The sequence below is a fragment of the Pseudomonas sp. G3-19 genome (assembly GCF_054855875.1).
Genome location: NZ_JBMPIQ010000003.1, coordinates 2,186,620 through 2,202,456, shown reverse-complemented (window position 1 = coordinate 2,202,456; position 15,837 = coordinate 2,186,620). Strand labels below are relative to the sequence as shown.

The window sequence follows — 15,837 nt, the reverse complement described above, 5'->3', positions numbered from 1 at the left end:
AATATTGTTAAGTATGGCTGGTTTCAAGCGCATTGGTTCCAAAGTGACACAATGCACTCACCTTAAGTCGGGAGTAGAGATATGACGGTCTGGCTGGTGGTGTCAATCCTGCTGGTGGTTTTGAGTCCACTGGCGTGGTTGCGCCCGTCGCGCGTGCAGAGCGGCCGCATGGCCCTGCGCATGGAGGCGCGACGCATCGGGCTGGCCATGCAGCTGGCGCCTCAGGAGTGGCCACACTGGCTGTCTCAGGAGCCGCCCAGCCCGTGCGCGCAATATCATCGGCCACGGCGTGGCACTCAGCCGGCGTGCTGGACCTACTGGCAGAAATCGCCGGGGGTATGGGTCAATCAGTGGCAGGAAGTCTGCGAGGACCAGTTGCTGCTCGATCATTTCGAAAAGTTGCCGGGCAACGTGTTCAAGGTCGAGGCCGACAAGCAGATGATCGCGCTGTACTGGGGCGAGAAGGGCGAAGCCACGGTTTTGCAGGATATCGACGCGACTCTGAAAGCGCTGGCCTGACTCGCGGACTTTTCCCACTGCAAGGGTGGGGAGCGTCCGGCAGACGAGCAATAAAAAGCCCGACATGATTCATCGGGCTGGGTGGCCAGGCAGGCCGGTAACTGTTTTTTATCGCTGACTCGTTTTTTAGTGGCAGCGAATCTCCCTGTAGTCCAGCCAGCGTAGCCTGTTAAACAAGGCTCGCCGGGAATTAGGGCGACTTTTCTAACTATTGATTCTATGAATGGCTTTGCATGCAGCTGCGTGTTGCGGATCTGTGTGCAACGGAAATGACCACAAAGTCGCATTTCAACCCGTATTTTGGGCGATTGACAATTGTTGGAAATTCCGTGAAGGTGACGTACCCAAATCAAACGGGCGTATGAATTGAGCGTTTGTCTTACAGACTGCTCCTACAGAATCCCGACTATCGCGTTGGCGGGTGTGCCGGGTGGATTGGCGTCAGCATCGACGAAAAAGCGTCCTGCCGAGCCATTTACCTGCGTCCGACGTGTACTGTTCAGCTTCCATATCGTGGAGATCAGTTGATGATTTACGAAGGTAAAGCCATCACGGTTAAAGCTCTTGAAAGTGGCATCGTCGAATTGAAATTCGACCTCAAGGGTGAGTCCGTCAACAAGTTCAACCGTCTTACCCTGAACGAACTGCGTCAGGCCGTGGACACCATCAAGGCAGATGCTTCGATCAAGGGCGTGATCGTCAGCAGTGGCAAGGACGTGTTCATCGTCGGCGCCGACATCACCGAATTTGTCGACAACTTCAAGCTGCCGGATGCCGAGCTGGTTGCTGGCAATCTCGAAGCCAACAAGATCTTCAGCGATTTCGAAGACCTCAACGTTCCGACCGTGGCCGCGATCAACGGCATCGCCCTGGGTGGCGGTCTGGAAATGTGCCTGGCGGCGGACTACCGCGTCATGTCGACCAAGGCCAAGATCGGTCTGCCGGAAGTCAAACTGGGCATCTACCCAGGCTTCGGCGGCACCGTGCGTCTGCCGCGCCTGATTGGCGTCGATAACGCCATCGAGTGGATTGCCGCCGGTAAGGAAAACCGTCCTGAGGACGCGCTGAAAGTCAGCGCCGTCGACGCCGTGGTTGCTCCGGAGAAGCTGCAGGAAGCTGCCCTTGAGCTGATCAAACGCGCCATCTCCGGCGAGTTCGACTACAAGGCCAAGCGTCAGCCAAAACTTGAAAAACTCAAGTTGAACGCCATTGAACAAATGATGGCTTTCGAAACCGCCAAAGGTTTCGTGGCAGGGCAGGCAGGCCCGAATTACCCGGCGCCGGTCGAAGCGATCAAGACCATCCAGAAAGCCGCGAACTTCGGTCGTGACAAGGCGCTGGAAGTCGAAGCCGCCGGTTTCGTCAAACTGGCCAAGACCTCTGCCGCGCAGAGCTTGATCGGTCTGTTCCTGAACGATCAGGAACTGAAGAAAAAGGCCAAGGCTTACGATGAAATCGCCAAGGACGTGAAGCAGGCTGCCGTACTGGGCGCCGGCATCATGGGCGGCGGTATCGCCTATCAGTCGGCCTCCAAAGGCACGCCGATCCTGATGAAGGACATCAACGAACACGGTATCGAGCAGGGTCTGGCCGAAGCCGCCAAACTGCTGGTTGGCCGCGTTGACAAAGGCCGCATGACCGCCGCGAAAATGGCTGAAGTGCTCAACGGTATTCGTCCGACCCTGTCCTACGGTGACTTCGGTCACGTCGATCTGGTTGTTGAAGCCGTGGTCGAGAACCCGAAGGTCAAGCAAGCTGTGCTGGCTGAAGTCGAAGACAAGGTCAAAGAGGACACCATCCTCGCGTCCAACACCTCGACGATTTCCATCAGCTTGCTGGCCAAGGCCCTCAAGCGCCCGGAAAACTTCGTCGGCATGCACTTCTTCAACCCGGTGCACATGATGCCGCTGGTGGAAGTGATCCGTGGCGAGAAGTCCAGCGAGCTGGCGATTGCCACAACCGTTGCCTACGCCAAGAAAATGGGCAAGAACCCGATCGTCGTCAACGACTGCCCGGGCTTCCTGGTCAACCGCGTTCTGTTCCCGTATTTCGGCGGTTTCGCCAAGCTGGTCAGCGCTGGTGTGGACTTCGTCCGCATCGACAAGGTCATGGAAAAATTCGGCTGGCCGATGGGCCCGGCGTACCTGATGGACGTGGTCGGCATCGACACCGGTCACCACGGTCGTGACGTGATGGCTGAAGGCTTCCCGGATCGCATGAAGGATGATCGTCGCTCGGCCATCGACGTGCTGTACGAGGCCAAGCGTCTGGGCCAGAAGAACGGCAAGGGCTTCTACGCCTACGAAGCCGACAAGAAAGGCAAGCAGAAGAAGGTTGCCGATCCGTCGGTGCTGGAAGTGCTCAAGCCGATCGTTTACGAGCAGCGCGAAGTCACTGACGAAGACATCATCAACTGGATGATGATCCCGCTGTGCCTGGAAACCGTGCGCTGCCTGGAAGACGGCATCGTTGAAACCGCCGCCGAAGCCGACATGGGTCTGGTCTACGGTATCGGTTTCCCTCCATTCCGTGGCGGTGCGCTGCGCTACATCGATTCGATCGGTGTGGCCGAGTTCGTTGCCCTGGCTGACCAGTACGCTGATTTGGGCGCGCTGTACCACCCGACCGCGAAGCTGCGCGAAATGGCCAAAAACGGCCAGAGCTTCTTCGGTTAAGCGCCCCCAACTAGAGTGAGAGTGAACTTATGAGCTTGAATCCTAGAGACGTCGTGATTGTCGACTTCGGTCGTACTCCGATGGGCCGCTCCAAGGGCGGCATGCACCGCAACACCCGCGCCGAAGACATGTCGGCGCACCTGATCAGCAAACTGCTGGAACGCAACGCCAAGGTCGATCCTGCTGAAGTCGAGGACGTGATCTGGGGCTGTGTGAACCAGACCCTGGAGCAGGGCTGGAACATCGCGCGCATGGCGTCGCTGATGACCCAGATCCCGCACACCTCGGCCGGCCAGACCGTCAGCCGTCTGTGCGGCTCGTCGATGAGCGCCCTGCACACTGCAGCGCAAGCGATCATGACCGGCAACGGTGACGTATTCGTGGTTGGCGGCGTCGAGCATATGGGCCACGTGAGCATGATGCACGGTGTCGATCCGAACCCGCACATGTCGCTGTACGCGGCGAAAGCCTCGGGCATGATGGGTCTGACCGCAGAAATGCTCGGCAAGATGCACGGCATCACTCGTGAGCAGCAGGATGCCTTTGGCGTGCGCTCCCACCAGCTCGCCCATAAAGCGACGGTGGAAGGCAAGTTCAAAGACGAAATCATCCCGATGCAGGGCTACGACGAAAACGGCTTCCTGAAGCTGTTCGACTACGACGAAACCATTCGTCCGGAAACCACCCTGGAAAGTCTGGCGGCCCTCAAACCTGCCTTCAATCCAAAAGGCGGCACCGTGACAGCCGGTACTTCGTCGCAGATCACCGATGGTGCTTCGTGCATGATCGTGATGTCGGCGCAGCGTGCACAGGATCTGGGGATCCAGCCGATGGCCGTGATCCGTTCGATGGCAGTGGCGGGTGTGGATCCGGCGATCATGGGCTATGGTCCAGTGCCGGCGACACAAAAAGCCCTGAAGCGTGCGGGCCTTGGCATCAACGATATCGACTTCTTCGAGCTCAACGAAGCTTTCGCTGCACAGGCCCTGCCAGTGCTGAAAGATCTGAAAGTGCTCGACAAGATGAACGAGAAGGTTAACCTGCACGGCGGCGCGATCGCCCTGGGTCACCCGTTCGGTTGCTCCGGTGCCCGTATTTCCGGCACCTTGCTGAACGTGATGAAGCAGAATGGCGGCACCTTTGGGGTGGCCACTATGTGCATTGGTCTTGGCCAAGGCATCTCCACCGTCTTCGAACGCGTTTAAGCGTCTCGTCGATGGAAGCCGGGGCCAAGTGCCCCGGTTTTTGTTTTTTGCGGATTTATTTTTGTATTTATTTTGAAAAAATTTGAGTGAGGGCCGAAGCATGCCGATACAACCTGGGCTCTACAAACATTACAAAGGTCAGCAGTACCGTGTATTCAATGTTGCGCGGCATTCCGAGACCGAAGAAGAAGTGGTGTTTTACCAAGCCCTGTATGGCGATTACGGCTTTTGGGTACGCCCTTTGAGCATGTTCGTCGAGTCGGTCGAGGTTGACGGCGAGCAGGTGCCACGCTTTGCTTTGGTGCACGCCGAACCGAGCCTTTTTTCCAAGGCATAAGGCGAGTGCGCACAGAACCCTGTGCTTGACCTCACCTTGTAGCCACTATATATAGCGGTGCCGCGTCAGGCGCCAACCGCCTTTCACTTCTAGAATTCAGGAATTTTCTGATCCATGGGCAAATCGCTGGTCATTGTGGAATCCCCGGCTAAGGCCAAGACCATCAACAAGTATCTGGGCAACCAATACGTGGTGAAGTCGAGTATCGGCCATATCCGAGACCTGCCCACCAGCGGTTCGGCTAGCGCCAGCAAAGAGCCAGCCGCCAAGCGCGGCAAGGCTGCCGCGGGCGAGGGGCCGGTGCTCACGCCGAAAGAGAAAGCGCGCAAGCAATTGGTCTCGCGCATGGGTGTCGATCCGGAGCATGGCTGGAAAGCCCAGTACGAGATCCTCCCGGGCAAAGAGAAGGTCATCGAAGAGCTGCGCCGGCTCGCCAAGGATGCTGACACCATCTATCTCGCAACCGACTTGGATCGCGAGGGGGAAGCCATTGCCTGGCACCTGCGCGAAGCCATCGGTGGTGACGACAGCCGCTACAAGCGCGTGGTGTTCAACGAAATCACCAAGAAGGCGATTCAGGAAGCTTTCTCCGAGCCGGGCGAGCTGGACATTGATCGTGTAAATGCCCAGCAGGCGCGTCGTTTCCTCGACCGCGTTGTGGGTTACATGGTCTCGCCGCTGCTGTGGGCCAAGATCGCCCGTGGCCTGTCGGCCGGTCGCGTGCAATCGGTTGCCGTGAAACTGGTGGTGGAGCGTGAGCGCGAGATTCGTGCATTCAACCCGGAAGAGTACTGGGAAGTGCACGCTGATCTTGGCACCGCCAAGGGTTCGACCGTACGTTTCGAAGTGGCGCGCGAGAAGGGTGAAGCCTTCAAACCGCTAAACGAAGCTCAGGCCACAGCCGCGCTGGAGAAGCTCAAGTCCTCCAGCTACAGCATCGTCAAGCGCGAAGACAAGCCGACCAGCAGCAAGCCGTCGGCGCCGTTCATCACGTCCACCCTGCAGCAGGCCGCGAGCAACCGCCTGGGCTTCGGCGTGAAGAAAACCATGATGATGGCCCAGCGTCTGTACGAAGCCGGCTACATCACTTATATGCGTACCGACTCGACCAACCTCTCGGCTGATGCCGTGGCGATGGCGCGTACCTATATCGAGGACGAGTTCGGCAAGAAGTACCTGCCGGAAACGCCGAACGTCTACAGCAGCAAGGAAGGCGCACAAGAGGCTCACGAAGCGATTCGTCCTTCCGATGCCAACACCACGCCAAGCAAGCTTGCAGGCATGGAGCGTGATGCTGAGCGCCTCTACGAGTTGATCTGGCGCCAGTTCCTCGCTTGCCAGATGCTGCCGGCGCAATATCTGTCGACCACCGTCAGCGTTGCCGCTGGCGACTTCGAGCTGCGTGCCAAAGGCCGCATCCTCAAGTTCGACGGTTACACCCGCGTTCTGCCGCAAATCACCAAGCCTGGCGATGACGATGTTCTGCCGGACATGGCGCAGGGCGATGCAATGAAGCTGATCAAGCTCGATCCGTCGCAGCATTTCACCAAGCCGCCGGCCCGTTACTCGGAAGCCAGCCTGGTCAAGGAAATGGAAAAACGCGGCATCGGTCGTCCTTCGACTTACGCAGCGATCATTTCGACTATTCAGGATCGCGGCTACGTGACCCTGCACAACCGTCGTTTCTACTCGGAAAAGATGGGCGATATCGTCACCGAGCGTCTGTCGGAGAGCTTCTCGAACCTCATGGACTACGGCTTCACCGCCGGCATGGAAGAGAACCTCGATGATGTGGCTCAGGGCGAGCGCGACTGGAAAAACGTGCTGGACGAGTTCTACGGCGACTTCAAGAAGAAGCTCGAAGTGGCCGAGAACCCGGAAAGCGGCATGCGTGCCAACCAGCCGGTCATGACTGATATTCCGTGCACCACGTGCGGTCGTCCGATGCAGATCCGTACGGCATCGACCGGCGTGTTCCTCGGTTGCTCGGGTTACAGCCTGCCACCAAAAGAGCGCTGCAAGGCCACCGTCAACCTGGTGCCGGGCGACGAGATCGCTGCGGACGACGAGGGCGAGTCGGAGTCGCTGGTGCTGCGCGGCAAGCATCGCTGCCCGATCTGCAGCACCGCGATGGACGCCTACCTGCTCGACGAGAAGCGCAAACTGCACATCTGCGGTAACAACCCGGATTGTGCCGGCTACGAAATCGAGGAAGGCAACTATCGCATCAAGGGCTATGAGGGTCCGAGCCTGGAGTGCGACAAGTGCGGCAGCGAGATGCAGCTCAAGACTGGCCGTTTCGGCAAGTTCTTCGGTTGCACCAACCCGACCTGCAAGAACACCCGTAAACTGCTCAAGAGCGGTGACGCGGCGCCGCCGAAGATGGATCCGGTGAAGATGCCCGAGCTGAAATGCGAGAAGGTCAACGACACCTACATTCTGCGCGACGGTGCTTCCGGTCTGTTCCTGGCGGCCAGCCAGTTCCCGAAAAACCGCGAGACTCGTGCTCCGCTGGTGATCGAGATTCTGCCGCACAAGGATGAGATCGATCCGAAGTACCACTTCCTCTGCGAAGCACCGCAGAAGGATCCTGATGGTCTGCCGGCAGTAATCCGTTACAGCCGCAAGACCAAGGAGCAATATGTGCAGACCGAGGTCGACGGCAAGCCTACCGGCTGGAAAGCGTTCTACGACGGTGGCAAGTGGACTGTTGAAGACAAGCGTACGAAAGCCAAGGCTGAGTAAGCGTTAGCCTGATCCACAAAAGGCCGCATGATGACCCTCGGGTTTTCATGCGGCCTTTTTGTTTTGTGCTTGCGGTCGGATCCGCTGATCCACGACACTGTCGGGTCTGTGTGACGCAATTATTTCGCTGTGGAGACTGCCGGCATGGCGCACGAACTCTATACCCGCACCAATCAGAAGATCTATTTCGCCGGCCTGTCACTGGAGGCTCTGGCTCGCGCCGAAGAGGGGCGGGCGATGAATTCGTTGGCGCTGATTCAGGCTGGACGTGAGTCGGCGTTGTTTCACCTCTACGGCGCGCTTCTGGGACTGTGTCACGAGATCGCCGGTTTTTATCGTCTGCCTCAGGCCAATGCATCGCGAGCAGAAGCGTTGCTGACTCGCGAAGTCCTGGAATCGATTGCGATCCCGGAACTGGCCGAGATGGTTGAGCTGGCTGGTAACCCTGAAACCTGGCTGGCGAAATTGCTGGCGGCGCACTCAGCGTTGTTCCAGCCGCCACGGGTGCCACACAAGCCCAAGGGCGATGTGACACAGCCATTGATTCAGGCCATTAATCTCGATGAAGAAGAGGCGCCGCAGGAGTTGAGTCGGGAAGAGCTGGAGAGCTGGCGGCAGAATCTCAAGGGCCTGGCAATCCGCTTTCGCGAAGGCTTGAACGAATGCTGAGGACAATTGACACGGTGGCAATCTGAAACATGCTGCTGGTCAAGATCCCGAGCGAAGCCCGAATGATGTCTATATAATCCCTGCCTTTCGTGGAGAACAGACCTATATGCCAACGTCCTTTCTAGAAATTGTCGAGTTACCAGACGGCCGAATCGAACTGCGCAGGGCTGAGGACGAGGGTTCTCTGGTGACGCTGGATTTCTCCGAGGATGCTAAAGCATTCCTGCAAGGCCAGCATGTGGAAATCGCGAAAGCGATGTTGAGCGTCGGCGTACAGATGGCCGGCCGTATGGTCGAAGGCGAATTTGATAAGGAAGAAGGGCCGCGGGTTCTTCACTGAGATCCGCCTGTCGGCGCTTGCCGCTGCAACATCAGATCGGCTTCTCTGTCCCTGGAGAAGCCCTGCGCTTCACACAGCGCGCGTTACAAGTGAATCAACCCAATCGAATGTTCAGGCTCTGAGCGTCGCCCGTGCGGGCTGCGCTGATCAGTTGTTGCCGTGAACTTGTGTTCAGCGGATTGAGCCAGGTTACCACCGTATGGCTACGACCCAGGCGCAGTGCTTCGCAGGCCAGTTGCTGAGCGCTTTGCGCACCACGAGGTTGCAGTAGCAGAATGCGTTCACGGTTCAGGCCGGCCTCTCGCAGCCAGATCTGGGTCAGGCTGGCTGGAGGGGCGATCAGCGTCAGCCAGCGTGCATCCTGATCCTCGCTCAGTTCGCGAAGAATCGGGGCAAGCAGGTTCAGGCAGTTCCCGGCCGCACCGCGCAGTGACAGCTCACTGAATACTTCCGGTTCGGCAATCCATGGGCGCTCGACCACATCTTTCAGGATCGGTGCCATCGGTTGTGCCAGAAACGCTTCGAATAGAGGCAGTTGTGTTTGCTGGGGTGTGTGTGGGAACTGCATAAAGCCTCCTTTAGCGGCGGATTACGCCGACACTCAAGCCTTCGATCACCAGTTCCTGATCTTTCAGGTCGACTTCGATAGGGGCGAACTCAGGGTTTTCGGCAATCAACCAGACTTTGCTGCCTTCGCGCTTGAAGCGTTTGACGGTGACTTCGTCGCCGATTCGCGCAACCACGACCTGACCATTGCGTGCTTCGCGGGTGGTGTGAACCGCCAGCAGGTCACCGTCGAAAATACCGATGTCCTTCATGCTCATGCCGTGTACGCGCAGCAGGTAATCAGCACGAGGGTGGAAGAACGCAGGGTTGATATTGCAGGACTCTTCGATGTGCTGCTGGGCGAGGATCGGTGCGCCGGCAGCCACCCGGCCAATGATCGGCAGGGTAGAGTCGTCAGCCTTGGCTTCGAAGCCGGGGATACGAATACCGCGGGAGGCGCCCGGGGTCATTTCGATTGCACCTTTGCGGGCGAGGGCCTTGAGGTGTTCTTCCGCCGCGTTGGGCGACTTGAAACCGAGCTCCTGAGCGATTTCCGCGCGGGTTGGCGGGTAGCCGTTGTCTTCGAGGCAGCGTTTGATAAAGGCCAGAATCTCGGCTTGGCGTGGCGTCAGCTTTAGCATATTGATCGCTCTGTCTTTTTATACAGTGACTGGGATTATATACAGTGAAGCGGTCTTGGCAATGCCCGTTTTTTTGCAGCCCGCCGGACGGTCGGTTCCCGTGCTTATTAATGCGCCGGTCGAGTGTGGTTAAATAGCTGACCGACCATTCCCAAAACGAACTGGCAGGCTTGACAAGGCTTGGGCTGAAACGTATGTTTCAAACAAGTGTTTGTCAGGCGGAGTAGCCATGGCCCAGTCGGAAACCGTTGAACGCATTCTTGATGCTGCCGAGCAGTTGTTCGCGGAGAAAGGTTTCGCTGAAACCTCATTGCGTTTGATCACCAGCAAGGCCGGGGTAAACCTGGCGGCGGTGAACTATCATTTCGGCTCCAAGAAAGCGCTGATCCAGGCGGTTTTCTCGCGCTTCCTCGGGCCGTTCTGCATCAGCCTCGATAAAGAGCTGGAGCGTCGCCAGGCCAAGCCTGAAAACAAGCCGACCCTTGAAGAGTTGCTGGAAATCCTCGTCGAGCAAGCGCTCGTGGTGCAGCCACGCAGCGGTAACGACCTGTCGATCTTCATGCGTTTGCTCGGTTTGGCGTTCAGCCAGAGCCAGGGTCACCTGCGTCGTTATCTGGAAGACATGTACGGTAAGGTGTTCCGCCGCTACATGCTGCTGGTCAATGAAGCCGCTCCACGCATTCCACCTATCGAACTGTTCTGGCGCGTGCACTTCATGCTCGGCGCTGCGGCGTTCAGCATGTCCGGGATCAAGGCCTTGCGCGCGATTGCCGAGACCGATTTCGGCGTCAACACCTCGATCGAACAGGTGATGCGTCTGATGGTGCCGTTCCTTGCCGCCGGCATGCGTGCCGAAACCGGTGTCACCGACCCCGCGATGGCGACTGCGCAGCTTCGCCCGCGCAGCAAATCGACTCCGGTGGCCGCCAAGGTTTAACCGCACACGGGTGGGCGCGGCTGCTTGTATCCGCTAAGCTAGCCGCCCATGCCGACTTTCGTTCTGAACCCGATCTCCATAGAAATTATTGGCCTGCCGAGCCCTGCTCACGGTAGCGATTTCTGGCGGATCGGGTTTTTCGTTTTCAAGGAATCTCTATGACTGCTGGCCTGCAAGGCTCGTTGATGGTGGACGTCGCCGGTACTTGGCTGACGGCCGAAGATCGCCAATTGTTGCGCCAGCCCGAAGTGGGCGGCCTGATCATTTTCGCGCGCAACATCGAGCACCCGCGCCAAGTGCGCGAGCTGAGTGCTGCGATCCGCGCCATTCGCCCGGATCTGCTGCTGGCGGTCGACCAGGAGGGCGGTCGCGTGCAGCGTCTGCGTCAGGGCTTCGTGCGCCTGCCGGCGATGCGTGCCATCGCCGACAACCCGAACGCCGAATACCTCGCCGAACAATGCGGCTGGGTCATGGCCACCGAAGTGTTGGCGGTCGGCCTCGACCTGAGTTTCGCCCCGGTGCTGGATCTGGATTACCAGCGCAGCGCCGTGGTCGGCACTCGTTCGTTCGAAGGGGATCCCGAGCGCGCCGCATTGCTCGCCGGCGCCTTCATCCGCGGCATGAACAGCGCGGGCATGGCCGCTACCGGCAAGCATTTCCCCGGTCACGGTTGGGCCGAAGCCGACTCCCACGTCGCGATCCCGAATGACGAGCGCAGTCTCGACGAGATCCGCGCCAACGACCTCGTACCGTTCGCCAGACTCAGCAAGCAACTCGCTGCGGTCATGCCGGCGCACGTCATCTATCCGCAAGTCGATTCGCAGCCGGCCGGGTTCTCCCGTCGCTGGTTGCAGGACATCCTGCGCGGCGAGTTGCAGTTTGACGGCGTGATCTTCAGCGACGACCTGTCGATGGCCGGCGCCCACGTGGTCGGCGACGCTGCCAGCCGGATCGAAGCCGCGTTGACTGCCGGTTGCGACATGGGCCTGGTGTGCAATGACCGCGCTGCGGCCGAACTGGCCCTGAGTGCTGCGCAACGGATGAAGGTCAAGCCGTCCGCACGCATTGCGCGAATGCGCGGGCAGGCGTTCGCCAGCACCGACTACCGTCAGGATCCGCGCTGGCTCACCGCCATCGGCGCGCTCAAAGACGCTCAACTGATCGATTAAGGATTTTTGCTATGACGGTTTACGCAATCATCGGTGGCACCGGCCTGACCCAGCTCGAAGGCCTGAGCATTCGTCAGTCGTTGGCGGTGGATACGCCTTACGGTTCGCCGTCGGCTGAAGTGCAGATCGGGGAATATGCCGGCAAGGAAGTTCTGTTCCTCGCCCGTCACGGCCATCCCCATCGTTTCCCGCCGCACAAGGTCAACTACCGTGCCAACCTGTGGGCGCTGAAGCAGGCCGGCGCCGAGGCGATCATCGCGGTCAACGCGGTGGGCGGGATCCATCCGGCCATGGGCACCGGGCATTTCTGTGTGCCACACCAGATCGTCGATTACACCAGCGGTCGCGAACACACGTTTTTCGCCGATGATCTGGAGCACGTCACCCACATCGATTTCAGCTTCCCTTACAGCGAGTCGCTGCGTCAGCAACTGATCGCCGCGCTGGCTGCCGAAGGCTGCGAATACAGCGATCAGGGCGTGTACGCCTGCACCCAGGGCCCGCGTCTGGAAACCGTGGCGGAGATCGTGCGTCTGGAGCGCGATGGCTGCGACATCGTCGGCATGACCGGCATGCCGGAAGCGGCACTGGCCCGTGAGCTGGATCTGGATTACGCCTGCCTGTCGCTGGTGGTGAATCCGGCAGCAGGCAAGACCACGGCGGTGATCACCATGGCCGAGATCGAGCAGGCGCTGCATGACGGGATGGGCAAGGTGAAATCGACGTTGGCGCGGGTGTTGGCCAGCTAAGGACTGTCCATGAGCAGTTTCATCGAGCGGCTTAAAGGGCTGGCATGGACTCACGCATTCAGTAGCAAGGCGTTGGCCAAGGCCCGTGCTTATGCTGTCGATGATCGGGTAGAGATCATCGAGATCGATGACAGAAAGATCGAGGCGTTCTGCGTCGGTTCGGAAGATCAGGCGTATGAACAAACCATTTACCTGTCCGAAGATCGGCTGGGTTCCGTCACCTTGCGTTGCCTGTGCACCTGTCCTGTCTCAATCGACTGCAAACACTGCGCTGCGGTGCTCTATCACCTGCAGGGCCGTGATCATGAAGCGTCCGAAAGTGACGCTCAGGCCCAGTTGGGGCGGGCGCTGGAACATTGGCTTTCGACCATTCCCGTGCCGGCCAAGCCCATCGGAGAAGGCGCGCAAACCGCAGGCACGCGCCTGTTTTACAAGCTCAAGCCAACGTCAGTGAGCGGCAAGTGGCTGCTCGATATTTTCAAGGTCTCCCAGCTCAAGAACAGCGAGTTACGCGAAGTAAAACCGATGTATTCGCTGGCGGACATGCTCATGCGTCAGCCCGGTTATCTGTCCGAACTGGATCTGCGCGTTGCCAGGCTGTTGGTCGCCATGCATTCCCATCACGCCTATTACAGCGGCTATCCGCTGGAAGGCAGCAGTGGCGCCGAACTGCTGGAAATGCTCCTGTGCACCTCCCGCCTGTTCCTCGACTTCGAAAACTTGCAGGCACTGACGCCGGGCGCGAAACGCATGGGTCTGTTCTCTTGGGCCGAGCAGGCCGACGGTGGGTTCCGCGCCCAGTGGAGCAGTGCCGAGGCTGCGCAGGAAACCGTGCTGGCGCTGGAGCCGCTTTATTACCTCGATCGTGAGCAGCGACAGGTTGGCCCTCTGTTCAGTGAGTTGGAAGAAAAACTGGCCTGCCATTTGACCCTCGCCCCAGACATCCCGGCGCGTCAGGCGATGCAGTTCAGCCATCGCATGAGCGCGATGACCAAAATCCCGCCGCCGCATAAGCTCACCGAACGAATCATCGATGACGTGCTTCCGCAGCCGCAACTGACCTTGGTCAGCGGCCGGGAGCGTTCGCGCTGGGAATACGTTCTGGAGCACCGCGCCGCTCTGGTGTTTACCTACAATGGTCATCCGGCGGTGGATCGTAATCCGGAAGTGATGATCCTCAATGGCACTGAAACCCAGCGCATTCGACGCCAGCCTGCGATGGAAAAGAAGTTGCGCCAGAGCCTGCAAAAGCTCGGCTTCAAAAAAGCCACGCGCAAGAGCGCTATGGATCGTCCCGGCGAGATGTTCACTTTGCCGGATGATTCCGCCTGGCTCGGATTCATGCATGAAGGGCTTGCCACACTGCGCGCCGCGGACTGGGAAATCGAAATCAGTCCCGGCTTCCATTTCGATGTGCAGCCGGTCGAACACTGGTACGCGGAGGTCGAAGAAGAGGCCGGGCATCAATGGTTTGATCTGCAACTGGGCATCGTCGTCAATGGCGAGCGCTACAGCTTGTTGCCGATCCTTCTGCATCTGTTGCGCACCCAGCCACGTTTGCTCGACCCGGTGAATCTGGCGCAACGCAGCGACGACGAAAAACTCCTGATCGAACTCAAGCCCAGCGGTTTTGGCGACCCGGCAGGCGCCAAGGTGGCGTTGCCGCTGAGTCGGGTCAAACCGCTGATGGCGACGCTGGGCGAGCTGTACCTGGGCGGACATCAGGGCGATGCGCTGCGCTTGACTGCTCCAGACGCCGCGCGCCTGAGTATGCTCGATGGCATGCCACTGGAATGGCAGGGCGGCGAACGCCTGCGCACTTTTGCCAAGCGGCTGCACAATTCCAGTCACACCCATATTGCTGCACCGGCCGGCCTTAATGCGCAACTGCGCCCATATCAGCTCGAAGGCCTTGGCTGGATGCAGACTCTGCGGGAGCTGGAGGTCGGCGGCATTCTTGGCGATGACATGGGCTTGGGCAAAACCCTGCAGACCCTGGCGCATCTGCTCACGGAAAAGCACGCCGGTCGCCTCGATTGCCCGGCACTGGCGGTGATGCCGACCAGCCTGATTCCCAACTGGCTCGACGAGGCCCAGCGCTTCACGCCTCAGTTGAAGGTCCTGGCGCTGCATGGGGCCGGGCGGCAAAAAGACTTCGCCAATCTCGCCGAATACGACTTGGTGCTGACCACTTACGCCTTGCTGCCCAGGGATCTTGAAACGTTGCGGCCGCAGTCGTGGAGCGTGCTGATTCTCGACGAAGCGCAGAACATCAAGAACCCGCTGAGCAAAGCGGCGCAGGCCGCACGTGACTTGCAGGCCCGTCAGCGCTTGTGTCTGAGCGGCACGCCACTGGAAAACCATCTCGGCGAGCTGTGGTCGCAGTTTCATTTCCTCATGCCTGGCTGGCTGGGCGACAGCAAATCCTTCAACCGCGATTACCGCACACCGATCGAGAAACATGGCAATGTCCAGCGCATGCAGCACCTGACGGCGCGCATCAAGCCGTTTTTGCTGCGTCGCAAGAAAGATCAGGTCGCCACTGAGCTGCCGCCGAAAACCGAAATCATCCATTGGGTTGAACTCAGCGACGGCCAGCGCGACGTCTATGAAACGGTGCGCGTGGCGATGGACAAAAAAGTGCGCGACGAAATTGCCCGCAGTGGTGTGGCGCGCAGTCAAATCATCATTCTTGATGCCTTGCTCAAGCTGCGTCAGGTCTGCTGCGATCTGCGCTTGATCAACATGCCTCTCACGGCGAAGGCATTGCGCTCGGGCAGCGGCAAGCTGATCAGCCTGATGGAGATGCTCGAAGAGTTGCTCGGCGAAGGTCGGCGCATCCTGCTGTTCTCCCAGTTCACCTCGATGCTGGCGCTGATCGAGCAGGAGTTGCAGCAGCGCGCTATCGGTTATTCGTTGCTGACTGGCGACACCACCGACCGGCGCACGCCAGTCAAGAATTTCCAGGGCGGCAAGGTGCCGTTGTTCCTCATCAGCCTCAAGGCTGGCGGTACCGGTCTGAACCTGACGGCTGCGGACACGGTGATCCACTTCGACCCATGGTGGAACCCGGCAGTGGAGAATCAGGCAACTGATCGCGCTTATCGTATCGGGCAGAACAATCCGGTGTTTGTTTACAAGCTGATCGCTCGCGGCACGGTAGAGGAAAAGATACAAGCGTTGCAGCAGGAGAAAGCAGCGCTGGCCGGGGCGGTGCTTGAAGGTGGTACGACGGGTGGATTCAAACTGGAACAGAGTGATATCGAAGCGCTGTTTGCGCCGTTGCCCGCTTCCAGGCAGTAAGC

Annotated in this window: 13 protein-coding genes; 11 read left to right on the top strand and 2 right to left on the bottom strand. The window is 59.1% G+C overall.

Annotated features, from left to right (window positions below; all coding sequences use genetic code 11):
• Window positions 1-81 precede the first annotated feature (81 nt).
• From ACOYXI_RS10130 to ACOYXI_RS10100, 7 genes are all read left to right on the top strand, one after another.
• A complete protein-coding gene (locus ACOYXI_RS10130; protein WP_098964812.1) occupies window positions 82-519 on the top strand; it encodes a hypothetical protein in 438 nt (145 codons plus the stop codon).
• A 527-nt stretch (window positions 520-1,046) separates the two neighbouring features.
• Window positions 1,047-3,194 (top strand): fatty acid oxidation complex subunit alpha FadB, encoded by a 2,148-nt coding sequence (gene fadB, locus ACOYXI_RS10125; RefSeq protein ID WP_024013640.1) that lies wholly within the window; start codon window positions 1,047-1,049, stop codon window positions 3,192-3,194.
• A gap of 29 nt (window positions 3,195-3,223) precedes the next feature.
• Complete coding sequence (gene fadA, locus ACOYXI_RS10120; protein ID WP_047600135.1) at window positions 3,224-4,399, top strand: acetyl-CoA C-acyltransferase FadA; 1,176 nt, start codon at window positions 3,224-3,226, stop codon at window positions 4,397-4,399.
• 100 nt (window positions 4,400-4,499) lie between these two features.
• Complete coding sequence (locus ACOYXI_RS10115) at window positions 4,500-4,736, top strand: DUF1653 domain-containing protein (protein WP_134786957.1); 237 nt, start codon at window positions 4,500-4,502, stop codon at window positions 4,734-4,736.
• Window positions 4,737-4,850: 114 nt separating this feature from the next.
• Complete coding sequence (gene topA / locus ACOYXI_RS10110) at window positions 4,851-7,481, top strand: type I DNA topoisomerase (protein WP_095140031.1); 2,631 nt, start codon at window positions 4,851-4,853, stop codon at window positions 7,479-7,481.
• Window positions 7,482-7,625: 144 nt separating this feature from the next.
• The gene (locus ACOYXI_RS10105; protein WP_097088548.1) at window positions 7,626-8,150 is read left to right on the top strand and encodes a DUF6586 family protein; all 525 of its coding nucleotides are present in this window, start codon (window positions 7,626-7,628) and stop codon (window positions 8,148-8,150) included.
• 106 nt (window positions 8,151-8,256) lie between these two features.
• A complete protein-coding gene (locus ACOYXI_RS10100) occupies window positions 8,257-8,490 on the top strand; it encodes a hypothetical protein (protein WP_003226592.1) in 234 nt (77 codons plus the stop codon).
• A 94-nt stretch (window positions 8,491-8,584) separates the two neighbouring features.
• Here the strand turns inward: ACOYXI_RS10100 and sulA are convergent, their stop codons facing one another.
• Both sulA and lexA read right to left on the bottom strand, forming a co-directional pair.
• Complete coding sequence (sulA, locus tag ACOYXI_RS10095) at window positions 8,585-9,058, bottom strand: SOS-induced cell division inhibitor SulA (protein WP_003226591.1); 474 nt, start codon at window positions 9,056-9,058, stop codon at window positions 8,585-8,587.
• A 10-nt stretch (window positions 9,059-9,068) separates the two neighbouring features.
• Window positions 9,069-9,677: a transcriptional repressor LexA gene (gene lexA / locus ACOYXI_RS10090; protein ID WP_003226590.1), complete on the bottom strand. Its 609-nt coding sequence runs from the start codon at window positions 9,675-9,677 to the stop codon at window positions 9,069-9,071.
• 229 nt (window positions 9,678-9,906) lie between these two features.
• Between lexA and ACOYXI_RS10085 the strand changes: the two genes are divergently transcribed.
• The 4 genes from ACOYXI_RS10085 (at window position 9,907) to ACOYXI_RS10070 (ending at window position 15,835) form a co-directional block, all read left to right on the top strand.
• Complete coding sequence (locus ACOYXI_RS10085; RefSeq protein ID WP_007961819.1) at window positions 9,907-10,614, top strand: TetR/AcrR family transcriptional regulator; 708 nt, start codon at window positions 9,907-9,909, stop codon at window positions 10,612-10,614.
• A 158-nt stretch (window positions 10,615-10,772) separates the two neighbouring features.
• Window positions 10,773-11,783, top strand: coding sequence for a beta-N-acetylhexosaminidase (gene nagZ / locus ACOYXI_RS10080; protein WP_041068989.1), 1,011 nt, complete (start codon window positions 10,773-10,775; stop codon window positions 11,781-11,783).
• Window positions 11,784-11,794: 11 nt separating this feature from the next.
• Entirely contained in the window at window positions 11,795-12,532 is a 738-nt protein-coding gene (locus ACOYXI_RS10075; protein WP_123588508.1) for an S-methyl-5'-thioinosine phosphorylase, read from the top strand.
• A gap of 9 nt (window positions 12,533-12,541) precedes the next feature.
• Window positions 12,542-15,835 (top strand): DEAD/DEAH box helicase, encoded by a 3,294-nt coding sequence (locus tag ACOYXI_RS10070; protein ID WP_210559148.1) that lies wholly within the window; start codon window positions 12,542-12,544, stop codon window positions 15,833-15,835.
• Window positions 15,836-15,837 lie beyond the last annotated feature (2 nt).

Bases quoted from the DNA above. Each gene is read 5' to 3' on its own strand.
- ACOYXI_RS10130 (WP_098964812.1), top strand. From the start codon at position 82: ATGACGGTCTGGCTGGTGGTGTCAATCCTGCTGGTGGTTTTGAGTCCA.
- fadB (WP_024013640.1), top strand. From the start codon at position 1,047: ATGATTTACGAAGGTAAAGCCATCACGGTTAAAGCTCTTGAAAGTGGC.
- fadA (WP_047600135.1), top strand. From the start codon at position 3,224: ATGAGCTTGAATCCTAGAGACGTCGTGATTGTCGACTTCGGTCGTACT.
- ACOYXI_RS10115 (WP_134786957.1), top strand. From the start codon at position 4,500: ATGCCGATACAACCTGGGCTCTACAAACATTACAAAGGTCAGCAGTAC.
- topA (WP_095140031.1), top strand. From the start codon at position 4,851: ATGGGCAAATCGCTGGTCATTGTGGAATCCCCGGCTAAGGCCAAGACC.
- ACOYXI_RS10105 (WP_097088548.1), top strand. From the start codon at position 7,626: ATGGCGCACGAACTCTATACCCGCACCAATCAGAAGATCTATTTCGCC.
- ACOYXI_RS10100 (WP_003226592.1), top strand. From the start codon at position 8,257: ATGCCAACGTCCTTTCTAGAAATTGTCGAGTTACCAGACGGCCGAATC.
- sulA (WP_003226591.1), bottom strand. From the start codon at position 9,058: ATGCAGTTCCCACACACACCCCAGCAAACACAACTGCCTCTATTCGAA.
- lexA (WP_003226590.1), bottom strand. From the start codon at position 9,677: ATGCTAAAGCTGACGCCACGCCAAGCCGAGATTCTGGCCTTTATCAAA.
- ACOYXI_RS10085 (WP_007961819.1), top strand. From the start codon at position 9,907: ATGGCCCAGTCGGAAACCGTTGAACGCATTCTTGATGCTGCCGAGCAG.
- nagZ (WP_041068989.1), top strand. From the start codon at position 10,773: ATGACTGCTGGCCTGCAAGGCTCGTTGATGGTGGACGTCGCCGGTACT.
- ACOYXI_RS10075 (WP_123588508.1), top strand. From the start codon at position 11,795: ATGACGGTTTACGCAATCATCGGTGGCACCGGCCTGACCCAGCTCGAA.
- ACOYXI_RS10070 (WP_210559148.1), top strand. From the start codon at position 12,542: ATGAGCAGTTTCATCGAGCGGCTTAAAGGGCTGGCATGGACTCACGCA.